We start from the raw sequence: 24,658 nt of genomic DNA, 5'->3' as shown, positions 1-24,658 counted from the left end.
TATGAATAGCGGCTTTACCCACATCACCGTGCTGCTCGAAGAAGCCGTGGAGGCTCTCGCGGTGCGCGCCGATGGCTGCTATCTGGATGGCACGTTCGGACGTGGCGGGCATAGCCGTCTGATACTCAGCCAGCTGGGCCCCGATGGTCGGCTTCTGGGATTCGACAAGGATCCTCAAGCGATTGCCACCGGGCAAGCGCTAGCGGCCGAAGACGGCCGCTTTGTCATTGTGCAGCGCAGCTTTGCCGAATTGGGATCCGAGGCTCAGGAACGCGGTCTGGCGGGCAAGGTCAGTGGCATCCTGCTGGATCTGGGTGTGTCGTCCCCGCAGCTGGATGATCCCGAGCGCGGTTTCAGCTTCATGAACGACGGTCCTCTGGACATGCGCATGGACCCTACCCGTGGCGTAAGCGCTGCCCAGTTCATCGCGACTGCACCGGCTGAGGAAATTGCCCGCGTCTTCAAGGAATACGGCGAAGAGCGCTTTGCCAAGCGCATGGCCAACGCGGTCGTCGCGCGTCGCGAAGTCCAGCCTTTCGAGCGCACCGCCGATCTGGCAGAAGTACTCAAGGTCGCCAACCCTGCCTGGGAAAAGGGCAAGAATCCTGCAACGCGTGCCTTTCAGGGCCTGCGTATTCACGTAAACAACGAATTGGGCGATCTGGAAGCCGGCCTCGAAGCCGCACTGGATGCGCTGGAAGTGGGTGGCCGTCTGGTCGTCATCAGCTTTCACTCGCTGGAAGACCGCATCGTCAAACTGTTCATGCGCAAGCTCGCCAAGGGCGAAGCCGACAACATGCCGCGCAATCTGCCGATCCAGTTCAAACCGTTCGAACCGAAAATCAAAATTCACGGCAAGGCCCAGTTCGCCTCGGATGTCGAAACCAAAGCAAACCCGCGTTCGCGCAGCGCTGTCATGCGTGTAGCGGAGAAGCTCAGGTGAGCCGTCTGTTTCTGAAGCCTCTGCCCGGCGGCAGCTTCATTATGCTGCTGCTGTTTATTGCTGTCCTGATTTCGGCGATTGGCGTTTCCTATAGCGCACATTGGAATCGTCAACTGCTCAACTCGCTGTATTCGGAAATGAGTGTGCGCGACAAGGCGCAGGCAGAGTGGGGTCGGCTGATTCTTGAACAGAGCACCTGGACTGCACACAGCCGCATCGAGAACCTGGCCACCGAACAACTGAAGATGCGCATCCCGAGCGCTGCCGAAGTACGGATGGTGGCGCCATGATGAAGCTTGATGGTGCTCTTTATCCGTGGCGTTTTCGCGTAGTCGTAGGGCTGCTGGTGTCCCTTGTGCTCGCGATTTGCTGGCGCATCGTCGACCTGCAGGTTATCGACCATACCTTTCTCAAGGAGCAGGGCGATGCACGCAGCCTTCGGCACATCCCCATTCCGGCGCACCGTGGCCTGATCACCGACCGTAACGGCGAGCCGCTGGCCGTCAGTACTCCGGTGACGACGCTGTGGGCCAACCCGCGTGAAATGCAGCAGGACAAGTCCAAGTGGCCGATGCTGGCAGCCGCGCTGGGCCAGGATCTCAAGGCATTGACCGAGCGTCTGGACTCGCAGGCGAACAAGGAATTCATCTACCTGGTTCGTGGCCTGACGCCAGAGCAGGGTCAGTCGGTCATCGACTTGAAAGTGCCCGGTGTCTACGGCATCGAGGAATTCCGTCGTTTTTATCCGGCCGGTGATGTCACTGCGCACATGGTCGGCTTTACCGACCTTGACGACCATGGTCGGGAAGGTGTCGAGCTGGCGTATGACGACTGGCTCGCCGGTGTGCCCGGCAAGCGTCAGGTCATCAAGGACCGGCGTGGCCGACTGATCAAGGATGTTCAGGTCACCAAGAATGCCAAGGCCGGAAAGACCTTGGCTTTGTCTATTGACCTGCGCCTGCAATACCTGGCGACCCGTGAACTGCGCAATGCCATCGTCGAGAACGAGGCCAAGGCCGGCAGCATGGTGATCATGGACGTCAAGACCGGTGAGGTTCTGGCGATGGTCAACCAGCCGACCTACAACCCGAATAACCGCCGCACCATGGTACCTGCCGCCATGCGCAATCGGGCAATCATCGACGTGTTCGAACCCGGTTCGACCATGAAGCCGATCTCCATGACCGCAGCGCTGGACAGTGGCCGCTGGAAGCCCACCGACAAGGTCGAGGTTTATCCAGGCACCCTGCAGATCGGCAAATACACGATTCGTGACGTGACCAAGACCGAAGGCCCGATCCTCGATCTGACCGGCATTCTGATCAACTCCAGTAACGTCGGCATGAGCAAGGTTGCTTTCGATGTTGGCGGTGAGGCGATCTTCCGTGCCATGCAGCGCGTCGGTTTCGGTCAGTACACCGGTCTCGGCTTCCCTGGCGAGCGCGTCGGCAATCTGCCCAACTACCGCGAATGGCGCAAGGCCGAAACCGCCACGCTGTCTTATGGCTACGGTCTGTCGGTTACTGCCTTGCAGCTGGTGCATGCCTATGGGGCGTTGGCCAACAACGGCCGCATTGTGCCGTTGACCATCCTGAAAACAGATAAAGAGCCGGAATCGACCCAGGCCATTCCGGAGAAAACCGCCAAGACCCTGCAGGGCATGCTGCAGCAGGTTATCGAGGACCCGCGCGGCGTCTATCGCGCCCGAGTGCCGTCCTATCACGTCGGTGGCAAGAGTGGTACGGCGCGCAAGACGTCCATCGGTACCAAGGGCTACGCGGAAAACTCCTATCGTTCCCTGTTCGCCGGTTTCGGCCCGATGAGCAACCCGCGCTACGCCATCGTGGTTGTCATCGACGAGCCGAGCAAGGGTGGTTACTACGGTGGTCTGGTTTCGGCCCCGGTATTCAGCAAGGTCATGTCCGGCACGTTGCGTCTGATGAACGTGACGCCTGACAACCTTGCGCCACCTGAACAAGTCAACGCCGCACCGGCAGCCAAAGGAGGGCGTGGTTGATGGCCTTTAATCTGAGCAAGCTTTTCGCTCACACCGACCGCGACGCGCTGATTCGCGAGTTGACGCTCGACAGTCGCAATGTGCGTCCGGGCGACCTGTTTCTGGCAGTGCCGGGGATCAAGGTCGATGGCCGCGCGCATATCGCCGACGCACTCAAGCGTGGCGCAGCTGCCGTAGCCTATGAAGTCGAAGGGTCGATCGTTCTGCCGATCACCGACGTGCCGCTGATCCCGGTCAAGGGGCTCGCCGCGCAATTGTCCGCTATCGCCGGTCGCTTCTATGGCGATCCTAGCCGCAGTCTGAATCTGGTGGGCGTTACCGGCACCAACGGCAAGACCAGCGTGACCCAGCTGGTGGCCCAGGCGCTTGATGTTCTCGGGCAACGCTGCGGGATCGTCGGCACCTTGGGCACCGGTTTCTACGGCTCGCTGCAAAGCGGCCGCCACACTACGCCCGATCCGATTGCCGTGCAGGCGACGCTGACCGACCTGAGAAAGGCCGGCGCGCGCGCAGTGGCGATGGAAGTCTCCTCCCACGGTCTCGATCAGGGACGCGCTACGGCGCTGGCGTTTGATGTGGCGGTGCTGACCAATCTGTCCCGTGACCATCTGGATTATCACGGCACCATGGAGGCATACGCTGCCGCCAAGGCAAAGCTGTTCGCATGGTCCGATCTGAAATGCCGGGTGATCAACCTGGATGATGACTTCGGTCGTGAACTGGCCGCTATCAAACAAGAGTCGCGCCTGATCACCTATAGCCAGCTGGACAGCTCGGCCTACCTGTATTGCCGCGATGCGAAGTTCGACGACGATGGCGTGCGCGCCACGCTGGTCACGCCTCAAGGCGAGCACTTCCTGCGCAGCAGCCTGCTGGGCCGTTTCAACTTGAGCAACGTCCTGGCTGCGGTCGGCGCGTTGCTGGGCCTGGATTACGCGCTGGACGAAATTCTCAAGGCGCTGCCGAAACTCGAAGGCCCGGTCGGACGCATGCAGCGTCTGGGTGGTGCCGAAAAGCCTCTGGTGGTGGTGGATTACGCACACACCCCGGACGCGCTGGAAAAAGTGCTCGAAGCTCTGCGCCCGCACGCCAAGGGTCGCTTGTTGTGCCTGTTCGGCTGCGGCGGTGACCGTGACCGTGGCAAGCGTCCGCTGATGGCTGAAGTGGTCGAGCGTCTGGCCGACGGTGTGTGGGTCACTGATGACAATCCGCGCTCCGAATCGCCCGCCAGTATTTTTGACGATATACGCCCTGGTTTCGTTGCTGTGGACAAGGTGCGTTTTGTCGAAGGTCGCGGTCAGGCCATTGCCGAGCTGATTGCCGGCGCCAATGCCGATGACGTGGTAGTGCTTGCCGGCAAGGGCCACGAGGACTACCAGGAAATCAACGGTCAGCGGCAGCCGTTCTCCGATTTGCAAGAAGCCGCCAGCGCGCTTGCTGTATGGGAGCCTGCGAATGCTTAAGCCAATGACCTTCAGCGAACTGGTTGTGCCACTCGACGCCCGTCTGGTCGGCGGCGACTGCAGCTTTGCCGGCGTCAGCACCGACAGCCGGGGTATCGAGCCTGGCCAGCTGTTCGTGGCCCTGACCGGCCCGCGCTTCGACGGTCATGAATACCTTGATCAAGTGGCTGCCAAAGGTGCGGTCGGTGCTCTGGTCGAGCGCGAAGTGCAGGGCGCCGTCTTGCCGCAACTGGTCGTGCTGGACACGCGCAAGGCTCTTGCCCAGTTGGGTGCCATGAACCGCAATGCATTCCTGGACCGGCCGGTTGCCGCCGTCACCGGATCCAGTGGCAAAACCACGGTCAAGGAGATGCTCGCGAGCATCCTGCGCACGCGCGGGCCTGTGCTGGCGACCCGAGGCAACCTGAACAATGAATTGGGCGTTCCGCTGACCCTGCTGGAACTGGCTCCCGAATATACGTCTGCTGTGATCGAGCTGGGTGCGTCGCGGGTTGGCGAGATTGCCTACACCGTGAGCCTCGCCAAGCCGCACGTTGCCATGATCACCAACGCCGGAACCGCCCATGTTGGCGAGTTTGGCGGCCCGGACCGGATTGTCGAAGCCAAGGGCGAGATTCTGGAAGGTCTCGATGCTGGCGGCACGGCAGTATTGAACCTGGAAGACAAGGCGTTCCCGATCTGGCGCAAGCGCGCCGGCAATCGCAATGTCCTGACCTTCGCACTCAGCGACTCTACGGCCGATGTGTACGCCAGCGAACTTAGCCGTGATGCACGTGGCTGCCCGGGCTTCATCATCAACAGCCCGCTAGGCACTGCCCGGGTTCAGTTGAACCTGCTTGGCACGCACAATGTGTCCAACGCCCTGGCCGCTGCGGCTGCCGGCTGCGCAATGGGTGTGCCGCTGGAAGGGATCGTCACCGGGCTGAACAACGTGCAGCCGGTCAAGGGCCGTGCCGTGGCGCAAATCGCCAGCAATGGCACGCGCGTCATCGATGATACCTACAACGCCAACCCTGCCTCGATCAACGCGGCCGTCGACATCCTCACCGGCTTCACCGGTCGTACCGTACTGGTGCTGGGCGATATCGGCGAGCTCGGCGACTGGGCCGAGCAGGGCCATCGCGAGGTCGGTGCCTATGCCGCTGGCAAAGTCTCGGCGCTGTATGCCGTCGGCCCGTTGATGACTCACGCCGTCAGCGCTTTCGGTGAGCATGCTTACCACTTTGCCAGTCAGGCTGAACTGATCGCGGCGCTGGGCGCCGAGCAGGACCCTGATACCACTTTACTGATCAAGGGCTCGCGTAGCGCCGCGATGGAACACGTCGTGGCTGCCTTGTGCGGTTCTAGCCTGGAGAAACATTAATGCTGCTGCTGTTGGCCGAGTTTTTACAACAGTTCTACAAAGGCTTCGCGGTCTTTCAGTACCTGTCATTGCGCGGGATCCTTGGCGTGCTCACCGCACTGACGCTGTCGCTGTGCCTGGGGCCGTGGATGATCCGCACCCTGCAGATGCGCCAGATCGGTCAGTCGGTGCGCAACGACGGTCCGCAGTCGCACCTGTCCAAATCGGGCACGCCGACCATGGGCGGCGCGCTGATCCTGTCGTCCATTGGTATCAGTACGCTGCTGTGGGCTGACCTGAGCAATCGTTACGTGTGGGTTGTGTTGCTGGTGACCTTCCTGTTCGGTGCCATCGGCTGGGTCGATGACTACCGCAAGGTGATCGAAAAGAATTCCCGGGGCCTGCCAAGTCGCTGGAAGTATTTCTGGCAGTCGGTGTTCGGCCTCTGCGCGGCGATCTTCCTTTATACGACTGCACCGTCGGCGACTGAAACCACGCTGATCGTGCCGATGCTCAAGGATGTGCGCATCCCGCTGGGTATCGGTTTCATCGTGCTGACCTATTTCGTGATCGTCGGCTCCAGCAACGCAGTCAACCTGACTGACGGGCTGGACGGTCTGGCGATCATGCCGACGGTGATGGTTGGCGGTGCCCTGGGCATTTTCTGCTACCTGTCGGGCAACGTGAAATTTGCTGAATACCTGCTGATTCCCTACGTGCCGGGGGCGGGCGAGCTGATTGTGTTCTCTGGCGCGCTGATTGGCGCGGGGCTGGGGTTCCTCTGGTTCAACACGTACCCGGCGCAAGTATTCATGGGCGACGTCGGTGCTCTGGCACTCGGCGCAGCCCTAGGCACCATGGCGGTGATCGTTCGTCAGGAAATGGTCCTGTTCATCATGGGCGGTGTGTTCGTGATGGAAACCCTTTCAGTGGTCATTCAGGTTGCGTCTTTCAAACTTACCGGCCGCCGCGTATTCCGCATGGCGCCGATCCATCACCACTTTGAACTCAAAGGCTGGCCCGAGCCACGTGTGATCGTCCGTTTCTGGATCATCACCGTGATTCTGGTGCTCATTGGCCTTGCCACGCTGAAACTGAGGTAGAACGAGTGTCCCTGATCGTTTCCGACCGCTTCCGCATTGTCGTGGGTCTAGGCAAAAGCGGCATGTCCCTGGTTCGCTTCCTGGCGAACCAGGGCGTGTCCTTTGCCGTGGCCGACACGCGGGAGAATCCTCCTGAGCTGGCGACCTTGCGTCGCGACTATCCGCAGGTGGAAGTGCGTTGTGGCGAGCTGGACGTGGATTTCCTCTGCCGTGCCGATGAGCTGTATGTCAGCCCCGGTCTGGCCCTGGCGACCCCGGCCCTGCAGCAGGCGCACGCACGCGGCGTCAAACTGTCGGGCGACATCGAACTGTTCGCGCGTTACGCGAAGGCGCCGGTGATTGCCATTACCGGCTCGAATGCGAAAAGCACCGTGACCACACTGGTCGGTGAGATGGCCGCTGCCGCTGGAAAGCGTGTGGCGGTGGGCGGCAATCTCGGCACCCCGGCACTGGACCTGCTCAGCGACGATATCGAGCTGTACGTGATGGAGCTCTCCAGCTTTCAGCTGGAAACCACCGACCAGCTCAACGCTGAAGTGGCGACCGTGCTGAATATCAGCGAAGACCACATGGACCGTTATAGCGGCCTGCCTGCCTACCACCTGGCCAAGCACCGGATTTTCCGTGGCGCGCGGCAAGTGGTGGTCAATCGTCAGGATGCGCTGTCCCGTCCGCTGATTGGCGAAGGCCTGCCGTGTTGGACATTCGGCCTCAACAAGCCGGATTTCCATGGTTTCGGCCTGCGTGAAGAGAACGGCGAAAAGTACCTGGCGTTCCAGTTTGAAAACCTCATGCCGGTGCGTGAGCTGAAAGTGCGTGGTGCGCACAATCAGGCCAACGCGCTTGCAGCCTTGGCGCTCGGGCATGCGGTCGGCCTGCCGTTCGACGCCATGCTCGCCAGCCTGCGCGAGTTCACCGGCCTGGAGCATCGCTGCCAGTGGCTGCGCGAGCACGACGGCGTTCATTACTACAACGATTCCAAAGCCACCAACGTCGGTGCCGCACTGGCTGCCATCGAAGGGCTGGGCTCGGATATCGACGGCAAGCTGGTGTTGATCGCCGGCGGCGATGGCAAAGGCGCTGACTTCAGCGGTTTGCGTGCGCCAGTCGCCAAGCATTGCCGCGCTGCGGTCGTGCTCGGGCGTGATGCAGAACTGATTGCCCAGGCACTGGGCGATGCCGTTCCGCTGGTGCGTGTCGACACCGTCCAGGCTGCTGTCGAGCACAGCGCAAAACTGGCTCAGCGTGGCGATGCCGTATTGCTTTCTCCTGCATGCGCCAGCCTGGACATGTTCAAGAATTATGAAGAGCGCGGACGTGTGTTCGCGCAGGCAGTGGAGTGCTTGTCATGATCTTCGGTGTGATCAAGCCTTACCCATCGCCACTCATCAGCGGCCGCGGTATCGACCTGGACTTCCCGATGCTGGTCGGTTGCCTGGCGCTGCTCGGCCTTGGCCTGGTGATGATTACCTCGGCGTCGTCGGAAGTTGCTGCGGTGCAGTCGGGCAACACGCTGTACATGATGACCCGTCACCTGGTTTATCTGCTGATCGGCCTGGGTGCCTGCGGCGTGACCATGATGATCCCGGTCGCCACCTGGCAGCGTCTGGGCTGGATGATGCTGCTCGGTGCGTTCGGCCTGTTGCTCTTGGTACTGGTGCCGGGAATCGGACGCGAGGTGAACGGTTCGATGCGCTGGATCGGCTTCGGCGCGTTCAACGTGCAGCCGTCGGAAATCGCCAAGGTGTTTGTGGTGATCTTCCTTGCCGGCTACCTGATCCGTCAGCAGCAGGAAGTTCGTGAAAGCTGGATGGGCTTCTTCAAGCCGTTCATCGTGCTGCTGCCGATGGCCGGTCTGCTGCTCATGGAGCCTGACTTCGGTGCGACCGTGGTAATGATGGGCGCTGCGGCGGCCATGTTGTTCCTCGGTGGTGTCGGCCTGTTCCGCTTCTCGCTGATGGTGGTACTGGCGGTTGCCTCTGTTGTGGTGCTGGTTCAGGCCCAACCTTACCGGATGGCGCGTCTGACCAACTTTACTGACCCGTGGGCCGACCAGTTCGGCTCCGGCTACCAATTGACCCAGGCGCTGATCGCCTTCGGTCGCGGCGAGTGGTTCGGCGTCGGGCTGGGCAACAGCGTGCAGAAGCAGTTTTATCTGCCGGAAGCGCACACCGACTTCGTGTTCTCGGTACTTGCAGAAGAGCTGGGCGTTGTGGGTTCGCTGATCACCGTCGCGCTGTTTCTGTTCGTCAGTATTCGCGGCATGTACATCGGCATGTGGGCCGAGCGCGCCAAGCAGTTCTTCGGTGCCTACGTGGCCTACGGTCTGTCGTTCCTGTGGATCGGTCAGTTCCTGATCAACATCGGTGTGAACGTCGGTCTGCTGCCGACCAAGGGTCTGACCCTGCCGTTCCTCAGCTACGGCGGCAGCTCGCTGGTGATCTGCTGCGCGAGCCTCGGGCTGCTGCTGCGCATCGAGTGGGAATCGCGCAACAACATGGGCAGCGAAGAGGCCGAGTTCAAGGAAAGCGACTTCGCCGAGGACACGCCCCATGGACGCTAACGTGCTGATCATGGCAGGCGGAACCGGCGGGCATGTATTCCCGGCGCTGGCCTGCGCGCGCGAGTTCCAGGCACGCGGTTACAAGGTCCATTGGCTGGGCACGCCGCGCGGTATCGAAAACGAACTGGTGCCGCAGGCCGGTCTGACGCTGCATCTGATCAACGTTACCGGTTTGCGTGGCAAGGGCCGCTTGTCGCTGCTCAAGGCGCCTTTCATGTTGCTCAAGGCCCTGATGCAGGCACGCAAGGTCGTGCGTCAGGTCAAGCCGGTCTGTGTGGTCGGCTTTGGTGGCTACGTCACCGGCCCCGGCGGTCTGGCGGCGAAGCTGGCAGGCGTACCGTTGATCATTCACGAGCAGAACGCCGTTGCCGGTACTGCCAACCGCAGTCTGGCGTCGTTCGCCAGCCGGGTGTGCGAAGCGTTCCCGAACACCTTTGCGGATTCGTCCAAGCGTCGCACCACCGGTAACCCGGTGCGGGTCGAGCTGTTTCTGGAAACACCGCGTCAGGCACTGGCCGGACGCAAGGCTCGCCTGCTGGTACTGGGCGGCAGCCTGGGCGCGGAGCCGTTGAACAAATTGTTGCCCGAGGCGCTGTCCCAGCTGCCTCAGGACATCCAGCCCGAAGTGTTTCATCAGTCGGGCAAGAATCATGACGCAGTCACCGCCGAGCGCTATCGCAACGTGGGCGTCGAGGCGCAGGTTGCGCCGTTCATCCAGAACATGGCCCAAGCCTATGGCTGGGCCGATCTGGTGGTCTGCCGCGCAGGCGCATTGACCATCAGCGAACTGGCCGCCGCCGGCCTGCCGTCGTTGCTGATACCGCTGCCCCACGCGATTGATGACCATCAGTCACGTAACGCTGACTATCTGGCTCGCGAAGGCGCAGCCTTCGTCATGCCGCAAGCGACAACTGGCGCCGCCGAGATGGCAGCACGCCTGAAAGAGGTTTTGATGCAACCCGAACAATTGAACAGCATGGCCCGCACTGCACGCAGCCTGGCCAGGCCTGATGCAACCAGCACCGTCGTCAACGTCTGTGTGGAGGTGGCCCATGGTTGAGAATCAACGCGCCATGCCACAACCTGAAATGCGCCGTATCCGTCGTATCCACTTCGTCGGTATCGGCGGTGTCGGCATGTGCGGCATTGCCGAGGTACTGTTGAACCTGGGCTACGAAGTGTCGGGCTCCGACCTGAAAGGTTCGGCTGTGACCGAGCGCCTGGAATCGTTCGGCGCACAGATTTTCATCGGCCATCGTGCCGAGAACACCATCGGTGCCGACGTGCTGGTAGTGTCCAGCGCTGTCAACACGTCCAACCCGGAAGTGGCCACTGCGCTGGAGCGCCGCATCCCGGTCGTACCGCGTGCCGAGATGCTCGCCGAGCTGATGCGTTATCGCCACGGCATCGCCGTTGCCGGTACGCACGGCAAGACCACCACCACCAGCTTGATCGCTTCGGTATTCGCTGCCGGCGGCCTGGACCCGACCTTCGTGATTGGCGGCCGTCTGAATGCGGCGGGCACCAATGCGCAGTTGGGCACCAGCCGCTACCTGATCGCCGAAGCCGATGAAAGCGACGCCAGCTTCCTGCACCTGCAACCGCTGGTCGCTGTGGTCACCAACATCGACGCCGATCACATGGCGACCTACGAAGGTGACTTCAACAAACTGAAGAAGACCTTCGTCGAGTTCCTGCACAACCTGCCGTTCTACGGGCTGGCGGTGATGTGCATCGACGATCCGGTGGTGCGCGAAATTCTGCCGCTGGTCAAGCGCCCGACGCTGACCTATGGCTTCAGCGAGTCTGCCGATATACGTGCAATCAATGTGCGTCAGGACGGCATGCTGACCTTCTTCACCGTACTGCGCCGCGACCGCGAGCCGCTGGATGTGTCGGTGAACATGCCCGGCAATCACAACGTACTCAATTCGCTGGCGACCATTGCCATTGCCACTGACGAGGGCGTCAGCGACGAGGCCATCGTTCAGGGCCTGTCCGGGTTCCAGGGCGTTGGTCGGCGCTTTCAGGTCTACGGCGAGCTGCCGGTCGATGGCGGCAACGTGATGCTGGTCGATGACTACGGTCACCACCCGCGCGAAGTGGCAGCAGTGATCAGTGCGGTGCGTGGTGGCTGGCCTGATCGTCGTCTTGTCATGGTTTACCAGCCGCACCGGTTCAGCCGCACACGCGATCTGTACGATGACTTCGTGCAGGTTCTGGCGGACGCCAACGTACTGTTGCTGATGGAAGTCTACCCGGCCGGTGAAGAGCCGGTTCCCGGTGCGGACAGTCGTAACCTGTGCCACAGCATTCGTCAGCGCGGTCAACTGGACCCGATCTACATCGAGCGCGGTGTCGAGCTGGCGCCGCTGGTCAAACCGTTGCTGCGCGCGGGCGACATTCTGCTGTGTCAGGGCGCTGGCGACATTGCCGGTCTGGCACCGCAACTGCTCAAGAGCCCGCTGTTCGCCGGTGCCAAAGTGGCCTCCACCGAAGGGAAGCTGAAATGACAGCCGTTGCCCAGTCTTCCCTGCGCTCGACACTCGAGCCGAAAAGCTTCGGCCGTGTCGCCGTGCTCTTCGGTGGCAAGAGTGCCGAGCGGGAAGTCTCCCTGAACTCGGGTAATGCCGTGCTCAAGGCGTTGCTCGATGCTGGCGTGGATGCGTTCGGCATCGATGTGGGCGACGACTTCCTGCAGCGACTGGTCAGCGAAAAAATCGACCGTGCCTTTATTGTTCTGCACGGACGCGGCGGTGAAGACGGCACCATGCAAGGCCTGCTGGAATGCCTGGAAATCCCTTATACCGGCAGTGGCGTACTGGCTTCTGCACTGGCGATGGACAAGCTGCGTACCAAGCAGGTCTGGCAGAGTCTCGGCCTTGCCACACCGCTGCATGCCGTTATTGAAAACGAGAGTGATTGTATTTGCGCCGCGACGGAACTGGGCCTGCCTTTGATCGTCAAACCGGCCCATGAAGGTTCAAGTATCGGTATGGCAAAGGTGAACAGCGTCGATGAATTGATCGCCGCATGGAAAGCCGCAAGTACCTACGATTCGCAAGTATTAGTCGAACAATGGATTCAGGGACCTGAGTTCACTGTGGCGTCTCTGCGTGGCCAGGTGTTGCCTCCCATCGGCCTGGGCACTCCTCACAGTTTTTATGATTACGATGCCAAGTACCTGGCGTCCGATACTCAGTACCGGATTCCGTGCGGACTTGGCGATGCGCAGGAACAGGAACTCAAACAACTTGCAGCACGTGCTTGCGAAGCCATCGGCATTGCAGGGTGGGCGCGCACGGATGTCATGCAGGACGCACAAGGCAAGTTCTGGTTACTGGAAGTCAATACGGTACCGGGCATGACCGATCACAGTCTGGTGCCTATGGCGGCCCGTGCGGCAGGTCTGGATTTTCAACAACTGGTGTTGGCGATTCTGGCCGACAGCGTTCAGGCGAGGGTTTAAGGCATGTACGGCCCGTCGACACGTCCTCAGCCACCTGCACCCGGCCGCAACAAGCCGGTGCCGCGCGGCGCCAGCCGTATGGTGGCCAAGGAGCCCTTGTCGGCGCGCCTGCCCAAGGCCAATTTCAGTTTTCTGAAGCGTCTGCTCTGGCCTGTGCTGTTGGTGGTTCTGGGCTTCGGTACTTATGAGGCAGCACAGCGTCTGCTGCCGTACGCCGACCGCCCGATTACCCGCATCAACGTGCAGGGCGATTTGAGTTACATCAGCCAGCAGGCTGTGCAGCAGCGGATTGCGCCTTATGTGGCGTCGAGCTTTTTCAAGATCGATCTGGCTGCCATGCGCACCGAGCTTGAGCAGATGCCATGGATCGCGCACGCCGAGGTCCGTCGTGTATGGCCGGATCAGGTGGTGATTCGTCTTGAAGAGCAGTTGCCGGTTGCCCGTTGGGGCGATGAAGCGCTGTTGAATAACCAGGGGCAGGCTTTCACACCGCGTGAACTGTCCAATTACGAACATCTTCCCCAGTTGTTCGGCCCGCAGCGGGCCCAGCAGCAGGTGATGCAGCAGTATCAGGTGTTGAGTCAGATGTTGCGCCCGCTGGGCTTCTCCATCGTGCGCCTGGAGCTGCGCGAGCGTGGCAGCTGGTTCCTGACGACAGGTGCCGGTAGTGCTGGCCCGGGTATCGAGTTGTTGCTTGGACGCGACCACCTTGTCGAAAAAATGCGCCGCTTCATCGCGATTTACGACAAAACGCTGAAAGACCAAATAACGAATATCGCGCGCGTCGACTTGCGTTACTCCAACGGCCTTGCGGTCGGTTGGCGCGAACAGGCAGCGCCGGCGACGGAAAAACCCGCCGTCGCGAAGAATTGATAAGAGGCAGGACCATGGCAAATGTGCAAAGCGGCAAAATGATCGTCGGGCTGGATATCGGTACCTCCAAGGTGGTGGCACTGGTAGGCGAAGTCGCGGCCGATGGCTCGCTGGAAATCGTGGGTATCGGTACCCATCCCTCCCGCGGCCTGAAGAAGGGCGTGGTGGTGAATATCGAATCGACCGTGCAGTCGATCCAGCGCGCAATCGAAGAAGCGCAGCTGATGGCTGGCTGCCGTATTCACTCGGCATTCGTTGGCGTTGCAGGCAGCCACATTCGCAGCCTGAACTCGCACGGTATCGTGGCGATTCGTGATCGCGAAGTCAGCTCCGCGGACCTGGAGCGTGTGCTCGATGCTGCTCAGGCAGTGGCCATTCCTGCCGACCAGCGTGTGTTGCACACCCTGCCTCAGGATTACGTGATCGATAATCAGGAAGGGGTGCGTGAGCCCTTGGGCATGTCCGGGGTACGTCTGGAAGCCAAGGTCCACGTGGTGACCTGTGCGGTGAACGCGGCGCAGAACATCGAAAAGTGCGTACGTCGCTGCGGTCTGGAAGTCGACGACATCATTCTCGAGCAACTGGCCTCGGCATATTCCGTGCTGACCGATGACGAGAAAGAACTGGGCGTGTGCCTGGTGGACATCGGTGGCGGTACCACCGACATCGCGATCTTCACCGAAGGCGCCATTCGCCACACGGCGGTCATCCCGATTGCGGGTGACCAGGTGACCAACGACATCGCCATGGCGTTGCGCACCCCGACCCAGTACGCCGAAGAAATCAAGATTCGTTATGCCTGTGCGCTGGCCAAGCTGGCCGGTGCAGGCGAAACCATCAAAGTGCCGAGCGTGGGCGACCGTCCACCTCGCGAGCTGTCGCGTCAGGCCCTGGCCGAAGTGGTAGAGCCTCGTTACGACGAGCTGTTCACCCTGATCCAGGCAGAACTGCGCCGCAGCGGCTACGAAGACCTGATCCCGGCCGGCATCGTGCTGACCGGGGGCACAGCGAAAATGGAAGGTGCGGTCGAACTGGCCGAGGAAATCTTCCACATGCCGGTGCGCCTGGGCGTACCGCACAGCGTCAAAGGGCTCGCTGATGTCGTGCGCAACCCGATCTACTCGACCGGCGTAGGCCTGTTGATGTACGGGCTGCAAAAACAGTCGGATGGCATTTCGCTGTCCGGAATTGTCGGCAACAGCAGTTACAGCGACGAAACCAAGGCACCGGTGCTTGAGCGTATCAAGCGTTGGGTGCAGGGAAATTTCTAAGTTTCAACGTTCAACGGTTTCACAGCTTCAGATTCAGGGCTTCACCAGCAATATCGGCAGGCAGTAGGCAAAACTAACTAGAAAGCGGAAGGAGAGAGAAAATGTTCGAACTCGTAGACAACGTCCCGCAAAGCCCGGTTATCAAAGTTATCGGCGTAGGCGGTGGTGGCGGCAACGCTGTCAATCACATGGTCAAGAGCAACATCGAAGGCGTGGAATTCATCTGTGCCAACACTGATGCTCAAGCGCTGAAAAACATCGGCGCGCGGACCATTCTGCAACTGGGTACCGGCGTGACCAAAGGTCTTGGCGCTGGCGCCAACCCTGAAGTCGGTCGTCAGGCCGCACTGGAAGATCGTGAGCGCATTGCAGAAGTTCTGCAGGGCACCAACATGGTTTTCATCACCACTGGCATGGGCGGCGGTACCGGTACCGGTGCAGCACCGATCATTGCTGAAGTGGCCAAGGAAATGGGCATTCTGACGGTCGCAGTCGTGACCCGTCCGTTCCCGTTCGAAGGTCGCAAGCGTATGCAGATCGCCGATGAAGGCATCCGCATGCTGTCCGAAAGCGTCGACTCGTTGATCACCATCCCCAACGAGAAGCTGCTGACCATCCTCGGTAAAGACGCCAGCCTGCTGTCGGCTTTCGCCAAGGCTGACGATGTACTGGCCGGTGCCGTTCGCGGTATCTCCGACATCATCAAGCGTCCGGGCATGATCAACGTCGACTTCGCCGACGTGCGTACCGTGATGAGCGAAATGGGCATGGCGATGATGGGCACTGGCTGCGCCAGCGGTCCTAACCGTGCACGTGAAGCGACCGAAGCGGCCATCCGCAACCCGTTGCTCGAAGATGTCAACCTGCAGGGCGCTCGCGGCATCCTGGTCAACATCACTGCCGGTCCTGACCTGTCTCTGGGTGAGTACTCGGACGTGGGTAGCATCATCGAAGCGTTCGCTTCCGAGCACGCGATGGTCAAGGTCGGTACCGTTATCGATCCGGACATGCGTGACGAGTTGCACGTGACTGTGGTTGCCACCGGCCTGGGTGCGAAAATCGAGAAACCTGTCAAGGTCATCGACAACACGCTGCAGACCACCCAGCAGGCTCCTGCGCAGCAGGCGTCCCGTCAGGAAGCACCGTCGGTCAACTACCGTGACCTGGATCGTCCTACCGTGATGCGCAATCAGGCACACGCAGGCGCTACAGCAGCGGCGAAGATGAATCCCAACGATGATCTCGACTACCTGGACATCCCGGCTTTCCTGCGTCGTCAGGCCGATTGATGAAATGTATCAGGGGTATTAGGGTGATTGGTGTTCAGCAAAGGCATGGTCTGCTATCATCGCCAGCCTTTGTTGATACCAGTTCGCAACTTGCGCTGAAGCGGCCCATGCCATGATTAAACAACGCACCCTGAAAAATATTATCCGTGCCACAGGTGTAGGCCTGCACTCCGGGGAGAAGGTTTACCTGACCCTCAAGCCCGCACCTGTGAATACCGGCATTGTGTTTTGCCGAGCTGACCTTGATCCGGTCGTGCAGATCCCTGCGCGTGCGGAAAACGTCGGTGACACCACTCTGTCGACCACTCTGGTCAATGGTGATGTCAAAGTCGACACGGTAGAACACTTGCTCTCGGCCATGGCTGGCCTTGGCATCGATAACGCCTACGTCGAGCTCTCTGCCTCCGAAGTTCCTATCATGGACGGCAGCGCAGGCCCTTTCGTATTCCTGATTCAATCGGCAGGCCTGGAAGAACAGGACGCGCCGAAGAAATTCATCCGTATCCTGCGTGAAGTCACAGTGGAGGAGGGCGGTAAACGCGCTACTTTCGTGCCTTTCGAAGGCTTCAAGGTCAGTTTCGAGATCGATTTCGATCACCCCGTCTTCCGTGATCGCACCCAGAGTGCAAGCGTGGACTTTTCCAGTACTTCCTTCGTGAAGGAAGTCAGCCGTGCCCGTACCTTCGGGTTCATGAGTGATATCGAGTACCTGCGCAAGCACAACCTCGCACTCGGCGGCAGCGTGGAAAACGCCATCGTGGTCGACAAGGACGGTGTACTGAACGAAGACGGCCTGCGTTACGAGGACGAATTCGTCAAACACAAAATCCTCGACGCCATCGGTGACCTCTACCTGCTGGGCAATAGCCTGATTGGTGAGTTCCGGGGTTTCAAATCGGGGCATGCACTGAACAACCGTCTCCTGCGCACGTTGATCGAGCAGAAAGACGCTTGGGAAGTGGTGACTTTCGAGGATGCCAGTACGGCACCTATTTCTTACATGCGTCCTGTCGCGGCCGTGTAAGCAAGCTTTACTCTCTTTCCTTTTGTTTTTTTAAAGGCTGCCCTCGGGTGGCCTTTTTTTATGATTTTTTTTCTGGAAAGTCAGTGCTCGCGGAGGTCTTGCAGCGATCAGGGAGGACTATTTTCTGTCTTTTGCATGGCTGGCCAGCCTTTCCAGCGCGGCACGCAAGCGCGGATCGGTAATGCCTTCAGCGGTGGCCTGAATGTTTTCGGCAGCTACCGCCGACAGGTCGATCGTGTGAGTGGCGGCTCCGCGTGGCGCTTGGGGCGGCTGCACCTTGAACACAATGCGGGTCAGGTTGATGAATTCGTCGAAGGCCATCAGTTGTCGGTGCAGGCGTTTCTGCTGATAGCGCAGGCGTGTGGCCCAGTGACCGTCCGTCACGATCAGCAGCAAGGTGCCTTCGCGCCAGGATGCCACGTGACAATGTTCGCGGGCCGCAGGTTGCAGCTGGCTTTCGAGCAGGCGCTGCCAGTGGCTGAGTCGCTCGGCATGGCGAAATATAGCCTTCAGGGGCTTGGCTTCACGCAGCAAAACCGCGGGCGGGCGGGCGTTCAGAGGACGAAAGGCCATGGAGGGGTGCCTGGGTAACAAGATGAACATCTTAACAGAAAGCGTTCTGACGGCTGCTTTTCAGGGCATTTCCGTGCTTTCATATGCAAATCAATGAGTAACTTCCCCGGATAACGGGTTGAAGTGCTTGAAAATGGCCCCATTGTAAACCTGCCCCGTCACAGCGCTGTGCCAGCATCGTGGAATAACGCCACTTTCCTCACCATCGTTTCCGGGTAGAATGCTCGTTCGCATGCGGCCATCTGGGCTGCACGGGCGACTCACGGGGCCGCCCTCCATTCCTATGTGTGGAAGATCCTGTCGATATGTTTGCGCCTTTGTTGAAAAAACTTTTTGGAAGCAAGAACGAGCGTGAAGTAAAACGCATGCTCAAGACGGTACAGATCGTCAATGCCTTCGAAGAGCAAATGGTGGCCCTTTCGGACGAGCAACTGCGCGCCAAGACCGAAGAGTTCAAGGCCCGCATAGCCAAAGGCGAGACCCTCGATCAATTGCTCCCGGAAGCCTTTGCTGTCGCTCGTGAAGCGGGCAAGCGCGTCATGGGCATGCGCCACTTCGACGTTCAGTTGATCGGCGGCATGACCCTGCATGAAGGTCAGATCGCGGAAATGCGTACCGGTGAAGGTAAAACCCTGGTAGGTACGCTGGCCGTATACCTCAACGCATTGTCCGGCAAGGGCGTTCACGTCGTTACCGTGAACGACTACCTCGCTCGCCGCGATGCCAACTGGATGCGTCCGCTGTACGAATTCCTCGGTCTGACCGTAGGCATCGTCACGCCATTCCAGCCGCCGGAAGAGAAACGCGCCGCCTACGCTGCCGATATCACTTACGGCACCAACAACGAATACGGCTTCGATTACCTGCGTGACAACATGGCGTTCAGCATGGACGACAAGTTCCAGCGTGAACTCAATTTTGCCGTAATCGACGAAGTCGACTCGATTCTGATCGACGAAGCGCGTACGCCGCTGATCATCTCGGGTCAGGCTGAAGACAGCTCCAAGCTGTACACCGAAATCAACCGCCTGATCCCCAAGCTCGAGCAGCATATCGAGGAAGTGGAAGGCGAAGTCACCAAGCCGGGTCATTTCACCGTCGACGAGAAAACCCGTCAGGTCGAACTGAACGAAGCCGGTCACCAGTTCATCGAGGAAATGCTCACCGAAGTCGGCCTGCTGGCTGAAGGTGAGAGTCTCTATTCGGCGCATAACCTGGGCCTGCTGACTCATGTCTATGCCGGTCTGCGTGCGCACAAGCTGTTCAATCGCAACGTCGAATACATCGTTTCGGACGGTCAGGTTCTGCTGGTCGACGAACACACCGGCCGGACCATGCCGGGCCGTCGTCTGTCCGAAGGCCTGCACCAGGCCATCGAAGCGAAGGAAGGTCTGAACATCCAGGCGGAAAGCCAGACCCTGGCATCGACCACTTTCCAGAACTACTTCCGTCTGTACAACAAACTGTCCGGCATGACCGGTACGGCCGACACCGAAGCATTCGAATTCCACCAGATCTACAACCTGGCTGTCATGGTCATCCCGCCGAACAAGCCTTTGGCGCGCAAGGACTTCAACGACCTGGTCTACCTGACGGCGGAAGAGAAGTACGCCGCCATCGTTACCGACATCAAGGCCTGCATCGCGGAAAACCGTCCGGTGCTGGTGGGTACGGCGACCATCGAAACGTCCGAGCACATGTCCAGTCTGCTCAACAAGGAAGGCATCGAGCACAAGGTTCTGAACGCCAAGTTTCACGAAAAGGAAGCGGAAATCATCGCGCAGGCCGGTCGTCCGGGTGCTCTGACCATCGCCACCAACATGGCCGGTCGTGGTACCGACATCCTGCTGGGCGGCAACTGGGAAGTCGAGGTCGCCAATCTGGAAGACCCGACTCCCGAGCAGATCGCACAGATCAAGGCTGACTGGCAGAAGCGTCATCAGCAGGTGATCGAAGCGGGCGGCCTGCACGTCATTGCCTCCGAACGTCACGAATCGCGCCGTATCGACAACCAGCTGCGCGGTCGTGCCGGCCGTCAGGGCGACACCGGCTCCAGCCGTTTCTACCTGTCGCTCGAAGACAGCCTGATGCGCATCTTTGCCTCTGACCGGGTGAAGAACTTCATGAAGGCGCTGGGCATGCAGTCCGGTGAGGCCATCGAGCACCGCATGGTGACCAACGCCATCGAAAAAGCGCAGCGCAAGGTGGAAGGTCGCAACTTCGACATCCGCAAGCAATTGCTTGAATTCGATGACGTGGCCAACGAGCAGCGTAAAGTGATTTATCACATGCGTAACACGTTGCTGGCCGCCGAGAACATTGGCGAGACCATTGCCGACTTCCGCGAGGAAGTGCTCAACAACCTGATCAGCCAGCACATTCCGCCACAGTCCTTGCCGGAGCAGTGGAACGTTGCCGGCCTGGAATCGGCGCTTAATACCGACTTCGCGGTTCAACTGCCGATCCAGCAGTGGCTCGACGAAGACGACAATCTGCACGAAGACAGCCTGCGCGAAAAAATCATGGCGCAGTTGCTGCTGGCGTACAACGAGAAGGAAGACCAGGCCAGCGCCGAAGCCCTGCGCTCCTTCGAGAAACAGATACTCCTGCGCGTGCTGGACGACCTGTGGAAAGATCACCTGTCGACCATGGACCACCTGCGTCATGGTATCCACCTGCGTGGTTACGCTCAGAAGAACCCGAAGCAGGAATACAAGCGCGAGTCCTTCACACTGTTCCAGGAACTGCTCGACTCGATCAAGCGCGACACCATTCGTGTGCTCTCGCATGTTCAGGTTCGCCGCGAAGATCCAGAGGAAGAAGAAGCCCGCCTGCGTCAGGAAGCCGAAGAGCTGGCCAGTCGCATGCAGTTCGAACACGCGCCTGCACCGGGCATCGAGCAACCGCTGCTCGACGAAGAGGGTGGCGAAGCGCCTGTTGCCGTTGCATCCGAGCCGGTTCGCAACGACCAGAAGCTGGGCCGCAACGAGCTGTGCTGGTGTGGTTCGGGCAAGAAATTCAAGCACTGTCACGGCCAGATCAACTAGGCCTTTGACCGTGTAATACCTGCGCCGCGACCGGCTTGCCCGTCGCGGCGTTTTTTCATTGATCGCCGTACCGATGCGGACGGCGCCACACTCCATGAGGAGCACCCCGATGGCTGTTGGTCTTGGTCCTTTGCCTGCGTTGCACCCGGTTCCCGGTTTTGAACTTGGCATTTCTTCTGCCGGCATCAAACGCTCGGGGCGCAAGGATGTCGTGGTCATGCGCTGTGCCGAAGGCTCCAGCGTTGCCGGCGTATTCACCTTGAATGCGTTCTGCGCAGCGCCGGTCATTCTGGCCAGACAGCGTGTCCAGGGCACTGTGCGTTATTTGCTGACCAATACCGGCAACGCCAACGCGGGCACAGGCGAACCTGGTCTTGTGGCGGCGCGGCGTACCTGCGAGAAGCTGGCGCAACTGACCGGCGTCGATGCTTCTGCGGTGTTGCCATACTCGACGGGCGTGATCGGCGAGCCGTTGCCTGTGGAAAAGATCGAAGGCGCCCTGCAAGCCGCGATCGATGATCTGTCTGTGGATAACTGGGCCGCTGCGGCGACCGGGATCATGACCACCGACACCCTGCCCAAAGGCGCCAGCCGTCAGTTCAGTCATGACGGCGTGACCGTCACTGTGACCGGCATCAGCAAGGGCGCAGGCATGATTCGCCCGAACATGGCGACCATGCTCGGTTACATCGCCACCGACGCCAAGGTGTCGCAGAGCGTGCTTCAGGACCTGATTCGTGACGGCGCCAACAAGTCGTTCAACCGCATCACCATCGACGGCGACACCTCGACCAACGATTGCTGCATGCTGATCGCCACCGGTCAGGCCGATCTGCCGCAAATCACCGAAGCCAAAGGCCCGTTGTTCGAGGCGCTGAAGAAAGCCGTGTTCGATGTGTGCATGGAAGTCGCTCAGGCCATCGTGCGTGACGGGGAAGGTGCGACCAAGTTCGTGACCGTGGAAGTCAACGGTGGCGGCAATCACCAAGAATGCCTGGACGTCGGTTATGCCGTGGCCCACTCGCCGCTGATCAAGACCGCGCTGTTCGCCTCCGACCCGAACTGGGGCCGTATCCTGGCAGCTGTCGGCCGTGCCGGTGTGCCGGATCTGGACGTGAGCAAGATCGACGTATTCCTGGGGGGCGTATGCATCGCCAGCCAGGGCTGCCGCGCCACGACCTACACCGAAGAGCAGGGCTCGGCGGTGATGGCCGAAGAGGAAATCACCATCCGTATCGAGCTGGGTCGTGGCGATTGCAGCGAAACGATCTGGACCACCGATCTTTCTCATGAGTACGTGAAGATCAACGCGGAATATCGCACCTGATTCAATGCCCGGCGCGCCGGTATCCTGTCTTCGCGCCGGGCTCAATGGAGCTGAACCATGAGCCTGCATCTGATTATCGGCGACAAACGCTATTCCTCCTGGTCGCTACGTCCCTGGCTGGTGCTGGAAATGACCGGTGCGCCGTTCACCGATCAGGTTATCCGCCTGAACCAGCCTGACACCCGCGCGAACATTCTCAATTACTCACCGACCGGCAAGGTCCCTGCGTTGCAGTGCGAGCACGGCACGATCATCGATTCGCTGGCCATTTGCGAATACCTGGTCGAACGTTTTCCGGACGCCGGCCTTTGGCCGAGTGACACCGCCGCGCGTGCCCAGGCACGTTCTGCCTGCGCGCAGATGCACAGCGGTTTTGTCAGCCTGCGTTCGAACATGCCGATGGACCTGCGCCAGGATCAGGCACTGGAAGTGATTCCGGTCGACACCCAGAACGACATCGACCGTATCGTCGAACTGTGGGCCGAATGTCGCGCTGCTGCGGCCGAAAGCGGTCCGTTCCTGTTCGGTAAGCCGAGCATTGCCGACGCGTTCTTCGCCCCGGTAGCCATCCGCCTGCGCAGCTACCGTGTCGAACTGTCTGAAGAAGCTTTGAAGTACATCGAAACCATTTACCAGTGGCCTGCCTTCAAACGCTGGCAGCAGGCCGGTCTGGAGGAGTCCTGATCGTGAAACGAGTTCATGTGGCCGCCGCCGTCATTCGTGGCGCTGACGGCAGTGTATTGATTGCCCGACGTGCCGACACTCAGCATCAAGGCGGCCTCTGGGAGTTTCCTGGCGGCAAGGTCGAGGAGGGCGAAACCGTCCAGGCCGCGCTCGCACGTGAACTGCAGGAAGAGCTGGGCATCCTGGTGACGGCGGCACGTCCGCTGATCAAGGTCTGTCACGACTATCCGGACAAGCAGGTGCTGCTGGACGTCTGGGAGGTCTCGGCATTCACTGGCCAGGCGCATGGCGCAGAAGGGCAGCCGCTGGTCTGGGCCAGCCCGCGTGAGCTGGCCAATTATGACTTTCCGGCTGCCAATCAGCCGATCGTTGCGGCGGCACGTTTGCCCGGCGAGTATCTGATCACCCCCGAGGGGCTGGATAATATCGAGCTGTTGCGCGGTATGCAGAAAGCCATCGCGGGCGGTATCAAGCTGGTTCAGTTGCGTGCGCCGGGTGGTTACGACCCGAAATACCGTGACCTGGCCGTAGATGCGGCGGGCCTGTGTGCCGGCAAGGCTCAGCTCATGCTCAAAGGTCCTCTGGAGTGGCTGGGCGACTTCCCGTCCGCCGGCTGGCACCTGACGGCGGAGCAACTGCGCAAGTACGCCAGTCGCGGGCGTCCGTTCCCAGAGAACCGCTGGCTGGCGGCGTCATGTCATAACGCCGAAGAGCTGGCTCTGGCTGAGCAGATGGGCGTGGATTTCGTCACCCTGTCGCCCGTTCAGCCAACCCTGACCCATCCCGATGCGCAGCCACTGGGGTGGGAGCAGGCAACGCAACTGATTGCGGGTTTCAACAGGCCGGTCTTTCTGTTGGGCGGCGTGGGCCCTGCCGAGCGGCAACAGGCCTGGGAAAGCGGCGCACAGGGCGTGGCCGGGATTCGCGCGTTCTGGCCTGACGAGATCGTCTGACGCTCAGCAGAGGACGCAGAGCGTCCAGAACGGCATGCCCACGCGGAGCGGGGGCACCATAAGTGTTCTTTCGAACACTTATGGTTGCTCACGCTCCAGTGTGGGAACGATAAGCCTGGTGGTGCCCATCAAACCGGCTTGGGCGCGGGCTGCCAAAGGATCTCGGCAATCCCCTGTCGTCTGGCGATCAATCGAGCAGCGACGAACAGCAGGTCCGACAGCCTGTTGATATACGCCAGCCCTGCGCCCTCCAGCGGCTCGACGGCATTCAGATGCTGACAGCGACGTTCGGCACTGCGCGCCAGGCTACGGCAAATGTGCGCTTGGGCGATTAGCGATGAACCGCCTGGCAAAATGAAATTCTCCAGCGGCCCCAGTTCGTCATTCCAGACATCAATGGCGGCCTCCAGTCGCTCGACCTCGGCTTCGTTCAGCGCCTTGTAGGTTGGCATGGCCAGTTCACCGCCCAGATCGAACAGTCGGTGCTGACACGGTGCAAGTACCTCGATCACTTCCTTGAGGGCCGGGACGCGCTGAGCTTCATCGATCAACCCCGCCAGCAACAGTCCCAGTTGGCTGTTGAGGGTATCGACCTCACCGATGGCCTCGACGCGCGGATGATCCTTGGAGACCCGACGGCCATCGCCCAGACCGGTTTCACCGGCATCGCCGGTGCGTGTGTAAATCTTCGACAAACGAAAGCCCATTGATGCGATT

Annotated in this window: 21 protein-coding genes; 19 read left to right on the top strand and 2 right to left on the bottom strand. The window is 60.3% G+C overall.

Annotated features, from left to right (window positions below; genetic code table 11):
• Nucleotide 1 precedes the first annotated feature (1 nt).
• The 15 genes from rsmH (at nt 2) to lpxC (ending at nt 17,357) form a co-directional block, all read left to right on the top strand.
• A complete protein-coding gene (gene rsmH / locus BLR20_RS18395; protein WP_010427471.1) occupies nt 2–943 on the top strand; it encodes a 16S rRNA (cytosine(1402)-N(4))-methyltransferase RsmH in 942 nt (313 codons plus the stop codon).
• Nucleotides 940–1,233, top strand: a complete 294-nt coding sequence (ftsL, locus tag BLR20_RS18390) for a cell division protein FtsL (protein WP_002555053.1) — start codon at nt 940–942, stop codon at nt 1,231–1,233. Before rsmH ends, ftsL begins: the two co-directional genes overlap by 4 nt.
• The gene (locus BLR20_RS18385) at nt 1,233–2,960 is read left to right on the top strand and encodes a peptidoglycan D,D-transpeptidase FtsI family protein (protein WP_010427469.1); all 1,728 of its coding nucleotides are present in this window, start codon (nt 1,233–1,235) and stop codon (nt 2,958–2,960) included. The genes ftsL and BLR20_RS18385 overlap by 1 nt, the downstream gene beginning before the upstream one ends.
• Complete coding sequence (locus tag BLR20_RS18380) at nt 2,960–4,423, top strand: UDP-N-acetylmuramoyl-L-alanyl-D-glutamate--2,6-diaminopimelate ligase (RefSeq protein ID WP_032615183.1); 1,464 nt, start codon at nt 2,960–2,962, stop codon at nt 4,421–4,423. Before BLR20_RS18385 ends, BLR20_RS18380 begins: the two co-directional genes overlap by 1 nt.
• Nucleotides 4,416–5,786 carry a UDP-N-acetylmuramoyl-tripeptide--D-alanyl-D-alanine ligase gene (locus tag BLR20_RS18375; RefSeq protein WP_032615185.1) on the top strand — a complete coding sequence of 457 codons (1,371 nt, stop codon included), beginning with the start codon at nt 4,416–4,418 and terminating at the stop codon, nt 5,784–5,786. The genes BLR20_RS18380 and BLR20_RS18375 overlap by 8 nt, the downstream gene beginning before the upstream one ends.
• Nucleotides 5,786–6,868: a phospho-N-acetylmuramoyl-pentapeptide-transferase gene (gene mraY / locus BLR20_RS18370; protein ID WP_003313553.1), complete on the top strand. Its 1,083-nt coding sequence runs from the start codon at nt 5,786–5,788 to the stop codon at nt 6,866–6,868. Before BLR20_RS18375 ends, mraY begins: the two co-directional genes overlap by 1 nt.
• Nucleotides 6,869–6,873: 5 nt before the next feature.
• Nucleotides 6,874–8,220, top strand: a complete 1,347-nt coding sequence (gene murD, locus BLR20_RS18365; protein ID WP_032615187.1) for a UDP-N-acetylmuramoyl-L-alanine--D-glutamate ligase — start codon at nt 6,874–6,876, stop codon at nt 8,218–8,220.
• Nucleotides 8,217–9,431, top strand: coding sequence for a putative lipid II flippase FtsW (ftsW, locus tag BLR20_RS18360; protein WP_003418789.1), 1,215 nt, complete (start codon nt 8,217–8,219; stop codon nt 9,429–9,431). Before murD ends, ftsW begins: the two co-directional genes overlap by 4 nt.
• The gene (murG, locus tag BLR20_RS18355; RefSeq protein WP_003418787.1) at nt 9,421–10,491 is read left to right on the top strand and encodes an undecaprenyldiphospho-muramoylpentapeptide beta-N-acetylglucosaminyltransferase; all 1,071 of its coding nucleotides are present in this window, start codon (nt 9,421–9,423) and stop codon (nt 10,489–10,491) included. Before ftsW ends, murG begins: the two co-directional genes overlap by 11 nt.
• Nucleotides 10,484–11,944, top strand: coding sequence for a UDP-N-acetylmuramate--L-alanine ligase (gene murC, locus BLR20_RS18350; RefSeq protein WP_003418785.1), 1,461 nt, complete (start codon nt 10,484–10,486; stop codon nt 11,942–11,944). Before murG ends, murC begins: the two co-directional genes overlap by 8 nt.
• The gene (locus tag BLR20_RS18345) at nt 11,941–12,900 is read left to right on the top strand and encodes a D-alanine--D-alanine ligase (RefSeq protein WP_054992751.1); all 960 of its coding nucleotides are present in this window, start codon (nt 11,941–11,943) and stop codon (nt 12,898–12,900) included. Before murC ends, BLR20_RS18345 begins: the two co-directional genes overlap by 4 nt.
• 3 nt (nt 12,901–12,903) lie before the next feature.
• On the top strand, nt 12,904–13,773 hold the full coding sequence (locus BLR20_RS18340) for a cell division protein FtsQ/DivIB (protein ID WP_003395370.1): 870 nt from the start codon (nt 12,904–12,906) through the stop codon (nt 13,771–13,773).
• 14 nt (nt 13,774–13,787) lie between these two features.
• Nucleotides 13,788–15,044: a cell division protein FtsA gene (ftsA, locus tag BLR20_RS18335; protein ID WP_003364017.1), complete on the top strand. Its 1,257-nt coding sequence runs from the start codon at nt 13,788–13,790 to the stop codon at nt 15,042–15,044.
• 101 nt (nt 15,045–15,145) lie between these two features.
• Complete coding sequence (gene ftsZ, locus BLR20_RS18330) at nt 15,146–16,333, top strand: cell division protein FtsZ (protein ID WP_002555041.1); 1,188 nt, start codon at nt 15,146–15,148, stop codon at nt 16,331–16,333.
• Between the two features lie 112 nt (nt 16,334–16,445).
• The gene (lpxC, locus tag BLR20_RS18325; RefSeq protein ID WP_002555040.1) at nt 16,446–17,357 is read left to right on the top strand and encodes a UDP-3-O-acyl-N-acetylglucosamine deacetylase; all 912 of its coding nucleotides are present in this window, start codon (nt 16,446–16,448) and stop codon (nt 17,355–17,357) included.
• Between the two features lie 117 nt (nt 17,358–17,474).
• On the opposite strand, the gene BLR20_RS18320 is transcribed toward lpxC, so the two are convergent.
• Nucleotides 17,475–17,930, bottom strand: coding sequence for a DUF721 domain-containing protein (locus tag BLR20_RS18320; protein ID WP_054992750.1), 456 nt, complete (start codon nt 17,928–17,930; stop codon nt 17,475–17,477).
• Between the two features lie 305 nt (nt 17,931–18,235).
• On the opposite strand from BLR20_RS18320, the gene secA reads away from it, so the two are divergent.
• From secA to BLR20_RS18300, 4 genes are all read left to right on the top strand, one after another.
• Nucleotides 18,236–20,977, top strand: coding sequence for a preprotein translocase subunit SecA (gene secA, locus BLR20_RS18315; protein ID WP_010427451.1), 2,742 nt, complete (start codon nt 18,236–18,238; stop codon nt 20,975–20,977).
• Nucleotides 20,978–21,086: 109 nt separating this feature from the next.
• The gene (gene argJ, locus BLR20_RS18310; protein WP_054992749.1) at nt 21,087–22,304 is read left to right on the top strand and encodes a bifunctional glutamate N-acetyltransferase/amino-acid acetyltransferase ArgJ; all 1,218 of its coding nucleotides are present in this window, start codon (nt 21,087–21,089) and stop codon (nt 22,302–22,304) included.
• Between the two features lie 57 nt (nt 22,305–22,361).
• Nucleotides 22,362–22,988 carry a glutathione S-transferase family protein gene (locus tag BLR20_RS18305; RefSeq protein WP_054992748.1) on the top strand — a complete coding sequence of 209 codons (627 nt, stop codon included), beginning with the start codon at nt 22,362–22,364 and terminating at the stop codon, nt 22,986–22,988.
• A 2-nt stretch (nt 22,989–22,990) separates the two neighbouring features.
• A complete protein-coding gene (locus BLR20_RS18300; protein ID WP_054992747.1) occupies nt 22,991–23,941 on the top strand; it encodes a Nudix family hydrolase in 951 nt (316 codons plus the stop codon).
• 128 nt (nt 23,942–24,069) lie between these two features.
• On the opposite strand, the gene BLR20_RS18295 is transcribed toward BLR20_RS18300, so the two are convergent.
• Nucleotides 24,070–24,648 carry a cob(I)yrinic acid a,c-diamide adenosyltransferase gene (locus BLR20_RS18295; RefSeq protein WP_003363999.1) on the bottom strand — a complete coding sequence of 193 codons (579 nt, stop codon included), beginning with the start codon at nt 24,646–24,648 and terminating at the stop codon, nt 24,070–24,072.
• Nucleotides 24,649–24,658: the final 10 nt, after the last annotated feature.

Origin of the sequence: Pseudomonas congelans (assembly GCF_900103225.1) — a bacterium.
Taxonomy (GTDB): domain Bacteria; phylum Pseudomonadota; class Gammaproteobacteria; order Pseudomonadales; family Pseudomonadaceae; genus Aquipseudomonas; species Aquipseudomonas congelans.
The sequence above is the reverse complement of the archived record's forward strand: the minus strand, read 5'-3'. Positions and strand labels throughout refer to the sequence as shown.

What these genes read in the sequence shown, in the direction of transcription:
- BLR20_RS18380 (WP_032615183.1), top strand. Translation starts at nt 2,960, where the DNA reads ATGGCCTTTAATCTGAGCAAGCTTTTCGCTCACACCGACCGCGACGCG.
- argJ (WP_054992749.1), top strand. Translation starts at nt 21,087, where the DNA reads ATGGCTGTTGGTCTTGGTCCTTTGCCTGCGTTGCACCCGGTTCCCGGT.
- ftsA (WP_003364017.1), top strand. Translation starts at nt 13,788, where the DNA reads ATGGCAAATGTGCAAAGCGGCAAAATGATCGTCGGGCTGGATATCGGT.
- BLR20_RS18320 (WP_054992750.1), bottom strand. Translation starts at nt 17,930, where the DNA reads ATGGCCTTTCGTCCTCTGAACGCCCGCCCGCCCGCGGTTTTGCTGCGT.
- ftsW (WP_003418789.1), top strand. Translation starts at nt 8,217, where the DNA reads ATGATCTTCGGTGTGATCAAGCCTTACCCATCGCCACTCATCAGCGGC.
- BLR20_RS18385 (WP_010427469.1), top strand. Translation starts at nt 1,233, where the DNA reads ATGAAGCTTGATGGTGCTCTTTATCCGTGGCGTTTTCGCGTAGTCGTA.
- BLR20_RS18340 (WP_003395370.1), top strand. Translation starts at nt 12,904, where the DNA reads ATGTACGGCCCGTCGACACGTCCTCAGCCACCTGCACCCGGCCGCAAC.
- secA (WP_010427451.1), top strand. Translation starts at nt 18,236, where the DNA reads ATGTTTGCGCCTTTGTTGAAAAAACTTTTTGGAAGCAAGAACGAGCGT.
- BLR20_RS18305 (WP_054992748.1), top strand. Translation starts at nt 22,362, where the DNA reads ATGAGCCTGCATCTGATTATCGGCGACAAACGCTATTCCTCCTGGTCG.
- BLR20_RS18375 (WP_032615185.1), top strand. Translation starts at nt 4,416, where the DNA reads ATGCTTAAGCCAATGACCTTCAGCGAACTGGTTGTGCCACTCGACGCC.
- lpxC (WP_002555040.1), top strand. Translation starts at nt 16,446, where the DNA reads ATGATTAAACAACGCACCCTGAAAAATATTATCCGTGCCACAGGTGTA.
- rsmH (WP_010427471.1), top strand. Translation starts at nt 2, where the DNA reads ATGAATAGCGGCTTTACCCACATCACCGTGCTGCTCGAAGAAGCCGTG.
- BLR20_RS18295 (WP_003363999.1), bottom strand. Translation starts at nt 24,648, where the DNA reads ATGGGCTTTCGTTTGTCGAAGATTTACACACGCACCGGCGATGCCGGT.
- BLR20_RS18345 (WP_054992751.1), top strand. Translation starts at nt 11,941, where the DNA reads ATGACAGCCGTTGCCCAGTCTTCCCTGCGCTCGACACTCGAGCCGAAA.
- murG (WP_003418787.1), top strand. Translation starts at nt 9,421, where the DNA reads ATGGACGCTAACGTGCTGATCATGGCAGGCGGAACCGGCGGGCATGTA.
- murC (WP_003418785.1), top strand. Translation starts at nt 10,484, where the DNA reads ATGGTTGAGAATCAACGCGCCATGCCACAACCTGAAATGCGCCGTATC.
- ftsZ (WP_002555041.1), top strand. Translation starts at nt 15,146, where the DNA reads ATGTTCGAACTCGTAGACAACGTCCCGCAAAGCCCGGTTATCAAAGTT.
- mraY (WP_003313553.1), top strand. Translation starts at nt 5,786, where the DNA reads ATGCTGCTGCTGTTGGCCGAGTTTTTACAACAGTTCTACAAAGGCTTC.